The organism is Mycobacterium ulcerans subsp. shinshuense (assembly GCF_002355775.1).
GTDB lineage: Bacteria > Actinomycetota > Actinomycetes > Mycobacteriales > Mycobacteriaceae > Mycobacterium > Mycobacterium marinum.
In genome coordinates this window covers 4,310,426-4,325,740 of record NZ_AP017624.1, presented here as the reverse complement: position 1 = coordinate 4,325,740, position 15,315 = coordinate 4,310,426, and the positions used below count along the sequence as shown (strand labels likewise).

Below are 15,315 nucleotides of genomic sequence, written 5' to 3'. Positions count from 1 at the left end.
TGAGAGAGTAGTCGTTTTTTTAGATGCCAGTTGATTGGCGTCTTGTCAGGTATCTCTGATTGTGAATTCACCTCGTTATCGAGGGGTTTTTGTTTGGAGAGTTTGATCCTGGCTCAGGACGAACGCTGGCGGCGTGCTTAACACATGCAAGTCGAACGGAAAGGTCTCTTCGGAGATACTCGAGTGGCGAACGGGTGAGTAACACGTGGGCGATCTGCCCTGCACTTCGGGATAAGCCTGGGAAACTGGGTCTAATACCGGATAGGACCACGGGATTCATGTCCTGTGGTGGAAAGCTTTTGCGGTGTGGGATGGGCCCGCGGCCTATCAGCTTGTTGGTGGGGTAACGGCCTACCAAGGCGACGACGGGTAGCCGGCCTGAGAGGGTGTCCGGCCACACTGGGACTGAGATACGGCCCAGACTCCTACGGGAGGCAGCAGTGGGGAATATTGCACAATGGGCGCAAGCCTGATGCAGCGACGCCGCGTGGGGGATGACGGCCTTCGGGTTGTAAACCTCTTTCACCATCGACGAAGGTTCGGGTTTTCTCGGATTGACGGTAGGTGGGGAAGAAGCACCGGCCAACTACGTGCCAGCAGCCGCGGTAATACGTAGGGTGCGAGCGTTGTCCGGAATTACTGGGCGTAAAGAGCTCGTAGGTGGTTTGTCGCGTTGTTCGTGAAATCTCACGGCTTAACTGTGAGCGTGCGGGCGATACGGGCAGACTAGAGTACTGCAGGGGAGACTGGAATTCCTGGTGTAGCGGTGGAATGCGCAGATATCAGGAGGAACACCGGTGGCGAAGGCGGGTCTCTGGGCAGTAACTGACGCTGAGGAGCGAAAGCGTGGGGAGCGAACAGGATTAGATACCCTGGTAGTCCACGCCGTAAACGGTGGGTACTAGGTGTGGGTTTCCTTCCTTGGGATCCGTGCCGTAGCTAACGCATTAAGTACCCCGCCTGGGGAGTACGGCCGCAAGGCTAAAACTCAAAGGAATTGACGGGGGCCCGCACAAGCGGCGGAGCATGTGGATTAATTCGATGCAACGCGAAGAACCTTACCTGGGTTTGACATGCACAGGACGCGTCTAGAGATAGGCGTTCCCTTGTGGCCTGTGTGCAGGTGGTGCATGGCTGTCGTCAGCTCGTGTCGTGAGATGTTGGGTTAAGTCCCGCAACGAGCGCAACCCTTGTCTCATGTTGCCAGCACGTAATGGTGGGGACTCGTGAGAGACTGCCGGGGTCAACTCGGAGGAAGGTGGGGATGACGTCAAGTCATCATGCCCCTTATGTCCAGGGCTTCACACATGCTACAATGGCCGGTGCAAAGGGCTGCGATGCCGCGAGGTTAAGCGAATCCTTTAAGGCCGGTCTCAGTTCGGATCGGGGTCTGCAACTCGACCCCGTGAAGTCGGAGTCGCTAGTAATCGCAGATCAGCAACGCTGCGGTGAATACGTTCCCGGGCCTTGTACACACCGCCCGTCACGTCATGAAAGTCGGTAACACCCGAAGCCAGTGGCCTAACCCTTTGGGAGGGAGCTGTCGAAGGTGGGATCGGCGATTGGGACGAAGTCGTAACAAGGTAGCCGTACCGGAAGGTGCGGCTGGATCACCTCCTTTCTAAGGAGCACCACGAGAAACACTCCAATTGGTGGGGTGTAAGCCGTGAGGGGTTCTCGTCTGTAGTGGACGGAAGCCGGGTGCACAACAACAAGCAAGCCAGACACACTATTGGGTCCTGAGGCAACATCTCTGTTGGTTTCGGGATGTTGTCCCACCATCTTGGTGGTGGGGTGTGGTGTTTGAGAATTGGATAGTGGTTGCGAGCATCAATTGGATGCGCTGCCTTTTGGTGGCGTGTTCTGTTGTGCAATTTTATTCTTTGGTTTTTGTGTTTATAAGTGTCTAAGGGCGCATGGTGGATGCCTTGGCATCGACAGCCGATGAAGGACGTGGGAGGCTGCGATATGCCTCGGGGAGCTGTCAACCTAGCGTGGATCCGAGGATTTCCGAATGGGGAAACCCAGCACGAGTGATGTCGTGTTACCCGCACCTGAATATATAGGGTGCGGGGGGGAACGCGGGGAAGTGAAACATCTCAGTACCCGTAGGAAAAGAAAACAATTGTGATTCCGTAAGTAGTGGCGAGCGAACGCGGAGAATGGCTAAACCGCACGCATGTTTAACCGGGTAGGGGTTGTGTGTGCGGGGTTGTGGGAATGATATGTCTCAGCTCTACCTGGCTGAGAGGCAGTCAGAAAGTGTCGCAGTTAACGGAAATGGCCTGGGATGGTCTGCCGTAGACGGTGAGAGCCCGGTACGTGAAAACCCGGCACCTGCCTAGTATCAACTCCCGAGTAGCAGCGGGCCCGTGGAATCTGCTGTGAATCTGCCGGGACCACCCGGTAAGCCTAAATACTACTCGATGACCGATAGCGGATTAGTACCGTGAGGGAATGGTGAAAAGTACCCCGGGAGGGGAGTGAAAGAGTACCTGAAACCGTGCGCCTACAATCCGTCAGAGCCTCCTCGTGGGGTGATGGCGTGCCTTTTGAAGAATGAGCCTGCGAGTCAGGGACATGTCGCGAGGTTAACCCGAGTGGGGTAGCCGCAGCGAAAGCGAGTCTGAATAGGGCGTATCCCCGTAAGGGGTGTAGTGGCATGTTCTGGACCCGAAGCGGAGTGATCTACCCATGGCCAGGGTGAAGCGCGGGTAAGACCGCGTGGAGGCCCGAACCCACTTAGGTTGAAGACTGAGGGGATGAGCTGTGGGTAGGGGTGAAAGGCCAATCAAACTCCGTGATAGCTGGTTCTCCCCGAAATGCATTTAGGTGCAGCGTTGCGTGTTTCACCACGGAGGTAGAGCTACTGGATGGCCGATGGGCCCTACTAGGTTACTGACGTCAGCCAAACTCCGAATGCCGTGGTGTGAAGCGTGGCAGTGAGACGGCGGGGGATAAGCTCCGTGCGTCGAGAGGGAAACAGCCCAGATCGCCGGCTAAGGCCCCAAAGCGTGTGCTAAGTGGAAAAGGATGTGCAGTCGCAGAGACAACCAGGAGGTTGGCTTAGAAGCAGCCACCCTTGAAAGAGTGCGTAATAGCTCACTGGTCAAGTGATTGTGCGCCGATAATGTAGCGGGGCTCAAGCACACCGCCGAAGCCGCGACAACCGCAAGGTTGGGTAGGGGAGCGTCCCTCATTCAGCGAAGCTGCCGGGTAACCGGTGGTGGAGGATGGGGGAGTGAGAATGCAGGCATGAGTAGCGATAAGGCAAGTGAGAACCTTGCCCGCCGAAAGACCAAGGGTTCCTGGGCCAGGCCAGTCCGCCCAGGGTGAGTCGGGACCTAAGGCGAGGCCGACAGGCGTAGTCGATGGACAACGGGTTGATATTCCCGTACCCGTGTGTGCGCGCCCGTGATGAATCAGCGGTACTAACCACCCAAAACCGGATCGATCATTCCTCTTCGGGGGCGTGGAGTTCCGGGGCTGCGTGGAACCTTCGTTGGTAGTAGTCAAGCGACGGGGTGACGCAGGAAGGCAGCCGTACCAGTCAGTGGTAATACTGGGGCAAGCCCGTAGGGAGAGCGATAGGCAAATCCGTCGCTCATTAATCCTGAGAGGTGATGCATAGCCGATTGAGGCGAATTCGGTCATCCTCTGCTGCCAAGAAAAGCCTCTAGCGAGCACACACACGGCCCGTACCCCAAACCAACACAGGTGGTCCGGTAGAGAATACCAAGGCGTACGAGATAACTATGGTTAAGGAACTCGGCAAAATGCCCCCGTAACTTCGGGAGAAGGGGGACCGGAATACCGTGAACACCCTTGCGGTGGGAGCGGGATTCGGTCGCAGAAACCAGTGGGGAGCGACTGTTTACTAAAAACACAGGTCCGTGCGAAGTCGCAAGACGATGTATACGGACTGACGCCTGCCCGGTGCTGGAAGGTTAAGAGGACCCGTTAATTCGTAAGGGTGAAGCGGAGAATTTAAGCCCCAGTAAACGGCGGTGGTAACTATAACCATCCTAAGGTAGCGAAATTCCTTGTCGGGTAAGTTCCGACCTGCACGAATGGCGTAACGACTTCCCAACTGTCTCAACCATAGACTCGGCGAAATTGCACTACGAGTAAAGATGCTCGTTACGCGCGGCAGGACGAAAAGACCCCGGGACCTTCACTACAACTTGGTATTGGTGTTCGGTTCGGTTTGTGTAGGATAGGTGGGAGACTGTGAAACTCCAACGCCAGTTGGGGCGGAGTCATTGTTGAAATACCACTCTGATCGTATTGGACACCTAACGTCGAACCCTGAACCGGGTTCACGGACAGTGCCTGGCGGGTAGTTTAACTGGGGCGGTTGCCTCCTAAAATGTAACGGAGGCGCCCAAAGGTTCCCTCAACCTGGACGGCAATCAGGTGACGAGTGTAAGTGCACAAGGGAGCTTGACTGCGAGACCTACAAGTCAAGCAGGGACGAAAGTCGGGACTAGTGATCCGGCACCTCTGAGTGGAAGGGGTGTCGCTCAACGGATAAAAGGTACCCCGGGGATAACAGGCTGATCTTCCCCGAGAGTCCATATCGACGGGATGGTTTGGCACCTCGATGTCGGCTCGTCGCATCCTGGGGCTGGAGCAGGTCCCAAGGGTTGGGCTGTTCGCCCATTAAAGCGGCACGCGAGCTGGGTTTAGAACGTCGTGAGACAGTTCGGTCTCTATCCGCCGCGCGCGTCAGAAACTTGAGGAAACCTGTCCCTAGTACGAGAGGACCGGGACGGACGAACCTCTGGTACACCAGTTGTCCCACCAGGGGCACCGCTGGATAGCCACGTTCGGAAAGGATAACCGCTGAAAGCATCTAAGCGGGAAACCTTCTCCAAGATCAGGTTTCTCACCCACTTGGTGGGATAAGGCCCCCCGCAGACCACGGGTTCGATAGGTCAGACCTGGAAGCACAGTAATGTGTGAAGGGAACTGGCACTAACCGGCCGAAAACTTACCAACACAAAAACGCCTCGCAACCACATATCCATGTTCTTAGACAATTACTGTCGAAGAACACCACACCCCCCATCAGCACAAATTTAAATAGAGTTACGGCGGCCACAGCGACAGGGAAACGCCCGGTCCCATTCCGAACCCGGAAGCTAAGCCTGTCAACGCCGATGATACTGCCCAGCTCGGGTGGAAAAGTAGGACACCGCCGAACATACACAAAAACACCCCCATACTCTGGGGGTGTTTTTGCATGTCAACAATCGAATAACGTCAGATCCGCCCGCACAGTCAGATCCGCCGGTACACACGCCCTCTCCAACTCCAACAACGCCTGCTTCCGATCAAGGCCACCCCCATAGCCAGTAAGCCCCCCACTGGCACCAATCACACGATGGCACGGAACAATCACCGCTACCGGATTACGGCCATTGGCCAGCCCAACCGCACGAGCCGCACCCCGCGCACCAATCCGCTCCGCAATTTCGCCATACGAACGGGTTTCGCCGTAGGGAATTGTCAGCAGTGCCTGCCAGACGCGTCGCTGGAACTCGGTCCCACGCAGGTCTAACGCCAGATCGAAGTCGAAACGCTCACCAGCGAAATAGGCGTCGAGCTGGCTCACCGCATCGGCGAACGCCTCATCATCAACTTCCCACCCGCCGCGGCTAGGTTCGTAGGTCTGGTCGACCATCCGCAGATTGGTCAACACGCCGTCATGCCCGGCCAGGGTCAGCGGTCCTATTGGGCTATCAATGATGCGGTAGTGAGTCATGCAACCTCCCGTGGTGGCCAATCGTTTACCGAATGCTCGAGTGTGGTCCAAAGGTGTTGGGTTGCATACGAACGCCAGGGACGCCAGCGCGCACTGCGGTCCAGTAGATCCGGTTGACGCTGGGGCAGGCCCAACTGTTTCGCGGCCAGCCGGACGCCAAGGTCTGCGACCGGAAACGCGTCCGGGTCGCCCAGCCCGCGCATGGCAATGACTTCCGCGGTCCACGGGCCGACTCCGGGAATATCGAGCAGCTGCTCTCGCGCCCGAGTCCAGTCGCATCCGGCGTCCAGGTTCACCCTTCGGTCGGCGATGGCGTCGACCATCATGCTCAAGGTGCGCTGTCGGGTCTTGGGGACGGCCAGATGGATTGGGTCGATTTCGGCCAGGTCCTGCACCGACGGGAAGGTATGAGTCAAGGTACCGCCTTGATCGTGGATGGGTCGGCCGTAGGCGGTGACCAGGCGGGCCGCGTGGGTACGCGCAGCCTTGGTCGACACCTGTTGTGCGAGCACGGCGCGCACGGCGAGTTCTGCCTCGTCCACGGTGCGGGGTATGCGCTGCCCAGGTGCCGTGGCCACTACCGGGCTCAGAGCGGGGTCGCCACTGAGGGCCTCTACAACAGCCTCCGGGTCGGCACCAAGATCGAGCAGGCGCCGCCATCTGGCCGTGGCGGCCGCGAGGTCGCGGAAATCGTCGAGCACCAGTAGACACCGGACGTGGTCGGGCGCGGGTGTCAGCGTGACGATGCCATTGCCGGACGACAGTCGCAGCGTGCGTCGATAGGCACCATCACGGACCTCCTCACAACCCGGCACGGCCCCGGCGGCGAGGTGGCCGAAGACACCCTGGTAGGCAAAGGGGGTTCGCACCGGCAGGCGCAGGGATACCGTTCCCGGCGAGGTGGCGGGTGCGCCGAACCGCGCGGCAGCGTGTCGACGCAACGCCGTTGGTGTGCTGTCGCAAACCAGGCGGATGGTGTCATTGAACTGCCGGATACTGGAGAACCCGGCCGCAAACGCCACGTCGCCGAAGGGCAGATCGGTGGTCTCGATCAGCACCCGTGCGGTCTGCATCCGTTGGGCGCGGGCCAGCGGGAGGGGGCCGGCGCCGACCTCAGCCTGCAGCAGGCGTTCCAGCTGGCGTGTGGTGTAGCCCAGACGCGCGGCAAGCCCGGTGACACCTTCGCGGTCCACGGTGCCGTCGGCAACCAACCGCATCGCCCTGGCGACGATGTCGCCGCGCATGTTCCATTCCGGCGAAACCGGTGACGCGTCAGGGCGGCAACGTTTGCAGGCCCGGAAGCCCTCACGTTGAGCTGCCGCGGCTGTTGGAAGAAACCGCACGTTGCGGGCGAACGGTGGGCGAACGGGGCAACTCGGCCGGCAGTAGATCCGGGTGGTCAGCACCGCGGTCACGAACCAGTCGTCAAACCGGGCGTCCTTGGATTGGACAGCCCGATAGCAGCGTTCGAAGTCTTCGTGCACCCTTAGAGGATTACACCTGCGCAGCGTCATGACTGGCGGAAAAACGACATCAAAGTGAGCTGACAGCGGTCTCCGGCGACGGCTATGGGCGTGGGCTGCTGGCGGGGATGGCCAGGCGGGTCGGCCGGTCGCGGCCGCGAAGTGTCACCGTCTCCGCCAAATTCCAATGGGCACGTTCGGTTTCGGTCGCGCCGGCTACCGTTTCCGAGGATGCCACTAGGCGGGCGGAATACGATTTGGCCAGTTCACACAGCTGGGCCGCCTCGTTCACCGGTCCACCGATCACGGTGTATTCGAACCGCTCATTGGCGCCGACATTGCCGGCGACCACTTGTCCTGCGGCCACGCCGATGCCCGCCCGGCACTCCGGCGCCTCGGTGCAGAGTCGCCCGGCGATGGCCCGTGCGGCGCTCAATGCCGCGACTTCGGGGCACTCGAGTGGATTTGGCGCACCGAAGATAGCCAGGGAGGCGTCACCTTCGAATTTGTTGACCAGGCCGCGGTGACGCTCCACCTCATCGACGATCACCGCGAAAAATCGGTTGAGCAACTGCACCACGTCTGTGGCCGGCCGGTTGCTCACCAGTTGTGTCGAGCCGATGATATCGACGAAAACAACCGCAACATAACGCTCTTCGCCGCCCAGCTGCGGCGGCTTTCGTTCCGCGGCCGCGGCAACTTCGCGTCCGACGTGGCGGCCGAAAAGGTCGCGGACGCGTTCGCGCTCACGCAGCCCCTCGACCATGGAGTTGAAGCCGCTCTGCAGCTCGCCGAGTTCGCTGCCATCGAAGACCACAACATCTCCCCGTAGGTCCCCTCGTTCGACGCGCTTGAGTGCGGCGCGCACGACCCGTACCGGGGTAGCCGTCAGCCACGCCGAGATCGCGATCAGCAACAACCCGAAGACCAGGGTTGCACTGGACGCAATCAATACGCCCACGGCGAATTCCACCTCGCTGAGGTGCAACAACGCGATTTCGAACACCGCCAGTAAAGCGATGCCCACGACCGGCACGCCCGAACCGAGCAGCCAGATCAGGATGGTTCGCCCCATGATGCCCGAGACGATCCGTCGGGGTGGGGGGCCTGTTTCAAGAGCTTGAGCGGTCAGCGGCCGCAAGGCGAACTCGGTGAGTAGGTAGCTGCCGGTGGCCACCAAGATTCCGCAAAAGCTGACCGAGAAGAGATATTTCGGGATAAAGCGGATGTCGATCAGGCCGTAGAGGGTGGTGAACAACAACGTCCCCAGTCCCCACAAGAACAGGTGGACAGCCGCGATTCGGGACGGAACCAGGAAGGTTTCACGACTCTCGGCGCGGTTGGGCGGGCGGCCCTCGATGTACCAACGCAGGGCCCGAACGGTGTTGGAGGTAATCCAGAAGCTTCCGACCACAAATGCCGTCACGTCATATCCGGCTCCGACGCCGAAGGTGAGCCATCTCGGCGCCTCGGTAATGACGTTGGGCTCTGGGATGGCCACGAACACCAGCAGCAACGCGACACCTATCGCGACCAGGTTCGCGGCCATGATGGATGAGGTCAGCATGAGTTGGATGCGGACTCGCCGGCGTTGTGGAGTCTCCGTCAACTGTCCGAGCAGCCGGGAGCCGTACGCATAGTTTTCTGTTAGCTGGTCGCTCTGCTGGGTAATCTTCTCCAACGCTCGACGCAAGCGCTGGACTACCGTGTTTGTGGCGACCATGGTGGCGCAAGCCTAGTTCCTTGACGGCTGTTTGAGGCCGGAATTTATTCGCCACATCGCCGGGTCCGTCTCGGTGTGGACAGGGAGTCGGGGTGGTCGTATGGAACTGGACTCCCAGCGCGGCCAGGTTTCAGATGGGTGCGGCCAGGCGGGTGGGTTGGTCGTGGCCGCGTAGTGTCACGGTCTTGCCGACAGACCAGCGCGCACGTTCGTCGTGGCTGGCGCCGTCGAGTGCGGCCCCTGACGCCAGCAACCGGCCCGGGTGGTCTTTGGCGAGCTCGCACAGGCGGGCGGCCTCGTTGACGGGTTCGCCGATCACCGTGTACTCGAAGCGCTCCTTGGAACCGACGTTGCCGGCCACCACCTGTCCTGCCGCCACGCCGATGCCCGCCTGGCATTCGGGTACTTCGCTGGCCAGCCGTGCGGCGATGGTTCGCGCCGCGGCCAGGGCCTGATCCTCGGGTCGCTCGAGGTGGTTGGGCGCTCCGAAGATCGCCAGCGATGCGTCACCGGCGAACTTGTTGACCAGCCCGCGATGGCGATCCACCTCGTCGACGACCACGGCGAAAAACCGGTTGAGCAGCGCGACGACATCGGCCGGCGGCTGGCTGGTGACCAACTTGGTGGAGCGGACGATATCGATGAAAACCACGGCGACGTGGCGTTCTTCGCCGCCGAGTTTGGGCCGTTCCCGTTCGGCGGCGATCGCCACCTCGCGCCCGACGTGGCGGCCAAACAGGTCGCGCACTCGTTCACGCTCGCGCAGGCCGTCGACCATCGTGTTGAAACCGCGTTGCAGCTCGCCGAGCTCTGTCCCGTCGAAGACCACCAGATCCCGCTGCAGGTCGCCGTTGGCCACCCGATTGAGGGCCGCACGGACCACGCGCACCGGTGTAGTGGTCAGCCACGACATGATCCACATCAGGATGAAACCGAAGATCAGCGTTGCCATCGACACGATGACTACACCGATAGCGAACTGGACCTTGGTCAGGCTCCCCTTCACCAACTCGGAGATCGCCATCAGGTTGATGCCGACGAGAGGCCCGCCCGATCCGAGCAGCCACACCATCATCGTTCGGCCCATGATTCCCGGTGCGAAGCGTTGCGGCGGTGGGGCCGCCTCCAGCGCCTGCGCCGCGACCGGACGCAGTGCGAACTCGGTGAGCAGATAGGCGCCGGTGGCGACGAGAACCCCGCAAATGCTCACCGTGAAGAGAAAGCGCGGGATGAACAACGGGTTGGCCAGGTCGTAGAGGATCGTCGACGCCACCGCCCCGACGCCCCACAAGGTGGCGGTGGCGAGCGCGACTTGCCGCGGCACTCGGAAAGTGCTGCGCGCATCAGCGTGGCTGGGCGGACGTTCCTCGAGCGCCCAGCGCAGCGTCTGAACGGTTCGTCGGGTAATCCAATACGTCCCCAGCACCAGCGCAACCACGATGTAGGCTGGCGCCACCACGAACGTGACCCACCACGGTGCGTCGGTGAACACGTTCGGTGCCGGAATGGCGACGATCGCTATCAACAGGACGACGCCAATTCCGACCAAATTCGCGAATACGATGACGCTGGTCTTTCCAACACCTGCCCCAGTAACCAGGAGCCGTAAGCGGGCGGCTCGGTTAGTTGGTCACCTTGGTCGATTATCTGCACGAATACTCGGCGTAAGCGCTGCCCCACTGCTGTTGTGGACACCATGGTGGCGCCAGCCTAATTCCTTGAGCGAGGTATCCGGCCGAAGATGATCCCGACGCCGTGTGTCGCGTTCCGCTGGCCAGTCAGCACATTCGAGCTGATGGGATCCCTGTCGGGAAGTGGCGTGGGATGCCAGCGCCATGGGTTTCAGATGGGTGCGGCCAGGCGGGTGGGTTGGTCGTGGCCGCGTAGTGTCACGGTCTTGCCGACAGACCAGCGCGCACGTTCGTCGTGGCTGGCGCCGTCGAGTGCGGCCCCTGACGCCAGCAACCGGCCCGGGTGGTCTTTGGCGAGCTCGCACAGGCGGGCGGCCTCGTTGACGGGTTCGCCGATCACCGTGTACTCGAAGCGCTCCTTGGAACCGACGTTGCCGGCCACCACCTGTCCTGCCGCCACGCCGATGCCCGCCTGGCATTCGGGTATTTCGCTGGCCAGCCGTGCGGCGATGGTTCGCGCCGCGGCCAGGGCCTGATCCTCGGGTCGCTCGAGGTGGTTGGGCGCTCCGAAGATCGCCAGCGATGCGTCGCCCTCGAATTTGTTGACCAGCCCGCGATGGCGATCCACCTCGTCGACGACCACGGCGAAAAACCGGTTGAGCAGCGCGACGACATCGGCCGGCGGCTGGCTGGTGACCAATTTGGTGGAGCCGACGATGTCGATGAAGACCACGGCGACGTGGCGTTCTTCGCCGCCGAGTTTGGGCCGTTCCCGTTCGGCGGCGATCGCCACCTCGCGCCCGACGTGGCGGCCAAACAGGTCGCGCACTCGTTCACGCTCGCGCAGGCCGTCGACCATCGTGTTGAAACTGCGTTGTAGCTCGCCGAGCTCTGTCCCGTCGAAGACCACCAGGTCTCCCCGCAGGTCGCCGTTGGCCACCCGATTGAGGGCCGCGCGGACCACGCGCACCGGTGTCGCGGTCAGCCACGACATGATCCACATCAGGATGAAACCGAAGATCAGCGTTGCCATCGACACGATGAGTACCCCGACCGCGAACTGGGTCTCCGACAGGTTGCGCAACGCAATCTGGAAGATGGCTACCAGGGCGATGCCGACCACCGGAACTCCCGAACCAAGCAGCCACACCATCATGGTTCGGCCCATGATGCCCGAGGACAATCGCCGTGGCGGCGGCCCCGCCGCCAACGCCTGAGCCGCGACCGGACGCAAGGCAAACTCGGTGAGCAGATAGCTGCCGGTGGCGACCAGCACCCCGCAGAATGTCACGGCGAACAGAAACCGTGGGATGAACATGGTGTTGGCCATGCCATACAGAGTCGTCAGCAGGACCGCTCCGGATCCCCACAGAATCAGGTCGACGACGGCCACTCGCCACGCGGCCAGGAATGTGTTGCGCTCGTCCTCCGGCGTCGGCTGGCGTTCCTCGATCGCCCATCGCAGGGCAAGCACCGTCCGTCGGGTGATCCAATACGTTCCCAGCGCCAGCGCAACCACGATGTAGGACGGCACCACCACGAACGTGATCCACCACGGTGCTTCGGTGAAAACGCTCGGTGATGGGATTGCGCCGGTCACCAGCAGGATGGACACCGCGATCCCGAGCAGATTCGCGACCACGACCATGACCGTCAGGATCGTTTGGATGCGTATCGGTCGGCGTTGTTGGCTCTCCGAGACCCGACCGAGCAGCCATGAGCCGTACGCCGGTGTCTCCGGCAGCCGCCCGCTTTGACGGGTCACCTTTTCGAGCACCCGCCCCAGGCGCTGCGCAACGCCCTTCTTGGCGCCACTCTTGGCGCCTTTCTTGCTGCCCGTCTCGGCGGTCTTCGTCGACGGCATGGTGGCGTCAGCCTAATTTGTCGGGCACGCTCTAAGGTGATTCGGGTGCGTCTAGTCATTGCTCAATGCACCGTCGACTACGTTGGCTGCCTCACCGCACATCTGCCGTCCGCGCGCAGGTTGCTGTTGTTCAAGGCCGATGGTTCGGTCAGCGTGCATGCCGACGACCGTGCCTATAAGCCGTTGAACTGGATGAGTCCGCCCTGCTGGTTGACCGAAGAGCCCGGCGGCGACTCACCGGTGTGGGTGGTGACCAACAAAGGTGGCGAACAGCTGCGCATCTCCGTCGAAGAAATCGAGCACGACTCCAGCCACGAGCTGGGGGTCGATCCCGGATTGGTGAAGGACGGTGTGGAGGCCCACCTGCAGGTGCTGCTCGCCGAGCATGTTCAGCTGCTGGGGGAGGGGTACACGCTGGTCCGGCGGGAGTACATGACCGCGATCGGGCCGGTGGACCTGTTGTGCCGCGATGAAAGCGGAGGAGCGGTTGCGGTGGAGATCAAGCGCCGCGGTGAAATCGACGGTGTGGAGCAGCTCACCCGCTATCTCGAGTTGCTCAACCGTGACAGCGTGCTGGCACCGGTGAAAGGCGTGTTCGCGGCTCAACAGATCAAGCCACAGGCCCGCACTCTGGCCACCGACCGGGGTATCCGTTGTGTGACATTGGATTACGACAAGATGCGTGGGATGGACAGTGACGAGTACCGGCTGTTCTGAGCGCCGCGATTAGACTGGCCGGATGGCTCGGCGCCGCGGATCCCCACGCCGGCAGCGGCCGATGTCCTTCTCACCGATGTTGCGCCGGGTGGAGGCAGGGCCGGACGGCTACGACTACGAAGTGCGCCCAATTGCGGCGGCCCGCGCCGTCAAGACCTATCGGTGTCCGGGGTGCGACCACGAAATCCGTTCGGGCACTGCACATGTGGTGGTATGGCCGATTGAGCTACCGGGAGCGGCGGACGACCGGAGGCACTGGCACACGTCGTGCTGGGCAAGCCGCGCAACTCGCAGTCCGACGCGTAAGTGGTCTTAGACCCTGCGGGCCGGCTCCACCAGTTCGATGAGGACGCCACCCGCGTCCTTCGGGTGGATGAAGTTGATCCGCGAATCCGCGGTGCCCCGTCGAGGGGTCTCGTAGACCAAACGGATGCCCTGAGCCCGCAGCTGCTCGCTCAGTTTCTCGAGATTGCGTACCCGGCAGGCGAACTGCTGGATGCCCGGACCCCGCTTCTGCAGGAACTTCGCGATCACTGACGACTCGTCGATCGGCGCCATCAACTGGATTTGGGACGTCTCGGGGGCGCTGGGCACCGCCAGCATCGCCTCACGGATTCCCTGGTCGTCGTTGACTTCCTCGTGGACTAGAATCAGCCCCAAGTGGTCGTGGTACCACTCGATGGCCGCATCTAGATCGGCGACGGCGATGCCGACGTGATCGAGCCCGGTCACCAGTGAGGTTTCCAGAATCTGACGGGCGTCAACTTGATCGGTCGTCATAACACAACGGTAACCTCATAGCGGAGAATCTGCTTCTTCGGGTTGGCCGGATCGGCCGTTCCGTTGCGCTTAGGAGGTAGTCATGACGACGTCGGTGATCGTTGCTGGGGCCCGGACACCGATCGGTCGGTTGATGGGTTCGCTGAAGGATTTCAGCGCGAGCGACCTGGGCGCGATCGCCATCAAGGCAGCCTTGGAGAAGGGGAATGTGCCGGCCTCACTGGTCGAGTACGTGATCATGGGCCAGGTGCTCACGGCGGGCGCGGGACAGATGCCCGCGCGGCAGGCCGCGGTCGCGGCGGGCATCGGCTGGGACGTACCCGCGCTGACGATCAACAAGATGTGTCTGTCCGGCATCGACGCCATCGCGCTGGCTGACCAGCTCATTCGGGCCGGGGAGTTCGAAGTGGTGGTCGCCGGTGGTCAGGAATCCATGACCAAGGCGCCTCATCTGCTGATGGATAGCAGGCCCGGCTACAAATACGGCGATGTCACCGTGCTGGACCACATGGCCTACGACGGACTGCACGACGCCTTCACCGATCAGCCCATGGGCGCTCTCACCGAGCAACGCAACGACGTGGACGGTTTCACCCGGCGCCAGCAAGACGAATACTCGGCCGCGTCGCATCAAAAAGCGGCAGCTGCCTGGAAAGATGGCGTCTTCGCCGATGAAGTGGTGCCGGTGAGTGTGCCTCAGCGCAAGGGCGATCCGCTGCAGTTCAGCGAAGACGAAGGAATCCGGGCCAACACCACCGCCGATTCCCTGGCGGGCCTCAAGCCGGCGTTTCGCAAGGACGGCACCGTCACCGCAGGCTCATCATCGCAGATTTCCGACGGTGCGGCCGCGGTCGTGGTGATGAGCAAGGAAAAGGCCCAGGAATTGGGGCTGACTTGGCTGGTCGAGATCGGTGCGCACGGCGTGGCGGCGGGCCCGGACTCGACGCTGCAGTCGCAGCCGGCGAACGCGATCAAGAAGGCCCTGGACAAAGAGGGCATCACGGCCGACCAGCTCGATGTGGTGGAGATCAACGAGGCATTCGCCGCCGTTGCCTTGGCCTCGACCAAGGAACTTGGACTCGATCCGGAGATCGTCAACGTCAACGGTGGTGCGATCGCCTTCGGGCACCCGATCGGTATGTCGGGGGCCCGCATCACGCTGCACGTTGCGCTGGAGCTGGCACGGCGCGGTTCGGGCTACGGGGTCGCCGCGCTGTGTGGCGGCGGAGGGCAGGGCGACGCCCTGATTCTGCGCGCCGGATAGGCCCTCCCGAGGGCTCGCCGAGGTTGCTGGATGCGAGCCGGCAAGGGGTGGTGTGAGATTGGTCATAATTCCGCGACCCAGGCGCCGTGGGCGTATTCAGGGCACT

General features: G+C 61.8%; 8 protein-coding genes, 3 rRNA genes and 1 pseudogene. 6 read left to right on the top strand and 6 right to left on the bottom strand.

Annotation, left to right across the window (positions count from 1 at the left end):
• The first annotated feature begins 90 nt into the window (after positions 1–90).
• The 3 genes from SHTP_RS19300 (at position 91) to rrf (ending at position 5,206) form a co-directional block, all read left to right on the top strand.
• Positions 91–1,621: ribosomal RNA gene (locus SHTP_RS19300) — 16S ribosomal RNA — on the top strand.
• 275 nt (positions 1,622–1,896) lie between these two features.
• A 23S ribosomal RNA gene (locus tag SHTP_RS19295) occupies positions 1,897–5,001 on the top strand.
• Positions 5,002–5,092: 91 nt separating this feature from the next.
• Positions 5,093–5,206 (top strand): 5S ribosomal RNA (gene rrf / locus SHTP_RS19290).
• The 16S, 23S and 5S rRNA genes sit together here, the layout of an rRNA operon.
• A gap of 42 nt (positions 5,207–5,248) precedes the next feature.
• On the opposite strand, the gene SHTP_RS19285 is transcribed toward rrf, so the two are convergent.
• The 5 genes and pseudogenes from SHTP_RS19285 to SHTP_RS19265 form a co-directional block, all read right to left on the bottom strand.
• Positions 5,249–5,767, bottom strand: a complete 519-nt coding sequence (locus tag SHTP_RS19285; RefSeq protein ID WP_096371477.1) for a methylated-DNA--[protein]-cysteine S-methyltransferase — start codon at positions 5,765–5,767, stop codon at positions 5,249–5,251.
• The gene (locus SHTP_RS19280) at positions 5,764–7,251 is read right to left on the bottom strand and encodes a DNA-3-methyladenine glycosylase 2 family protein (protein ID WP_096371476.1); all 1,488 of its coding nucleotides are present in this window, start codon (positions 7,249–7,251) and stop codon (positions 5,764–5,766) included. Before SHTP_RS19280 ends, SHTP_RS19285 begins: the two co-directional genes overlap by 4 nt.
• 82 nt (positions 7,252–7,333) lie before the next feature.
• Entirely contained in the window at positions 7,334–8,953 is a 1,620-nt protein-coding gene (locus tag SHTP_RS19275) for an adenylate/guanylate cyclase domain-containing protein (RefSeq protein ID WP_096371475.1), read from the bottom strand.
• A 130-nt stretch (positions 8,954–9,083) separates the two neighbouring features.
• Positions 9,084–10,651: pseudogene (locus SHTP_RS19270) on the bottom strand (adenylate/guanylate cyclase domain-containing protein).
• A 144-nt stretch (positions 10,652–10,795) separates the two neighbouring features.
• A complete protein-coding gene (locus tag SHTP_RS19265; protein WP_096371474.1) occupies positions 10,796–12,448 on the bottom strand; it encodes an adenylate/guanylate cyclase domain-containing protein in 1,653 nt (550 codons plus the stop codon).
• 45 nt (positions 12,449–12,493) lie between these two features.
• On the opposite strand from SHTP_RS19265, the gene nucS reads away from it, so the two are divergent.
• Positions 12,494–13,165, top strand: a complete 672-nt coding sequence (gene nucS / locus SHTP_RS19260) for an endonuclease NucS (RefSeq protein ID WP_096372557.1) — start codon at positions 12,494–12,496, stop codon at positions 13,163–13,165.
• Between the two features lie 22 nt (positions 13,166–13,187).
• Positions 13,188–13,481 carry an Rv1322 family protein gene (locus SHTP_RS19255; RefSeq protein WP_081652186.1) on the top strand — a complete coding sequence of 98 codons (294 nt, stop codon included), beginning with the start codon at positions 13,188–13,190 and terminating at the stop codon, positions 13,479–13,481.
• Here SHTP_RS19255 and mce read toward each other — a convergent pair.
• Positions 13,478–13,945 carry a methylmalonyl-CoA epimerase gene (gene mce, locus SHTP_RS19250; RefSeq protein ID WP_096371473.1) on the bottom strand — a complete coding sequence of 156 codons (468 nt, stop codon included), beginning with the start codon at positions 13,943–13,945 and terminating at the stop codon, positions 13,478–13,480. The genes SHTP_RS19255 and mce overlap by 4 nt on opposite strands.
• Before the next feature lie 82 nt (positions 13,946–14,027).
• On the opposite strand from mce, the gene SHTP_RS19245 reads away from it, so the two are divergent.
• Entirely contained in the window at positions 14,028–15,209 is a 1,182-nt protein-coding gene (locus SHTP_RS19245) for an acetyl-CoA C-acetyltransferase (protein ID WP_015356688.1), read from the top strand.
• The last annotated feature ends 106 nt before the right edge of the window (positions 15,210–15,315 follow it).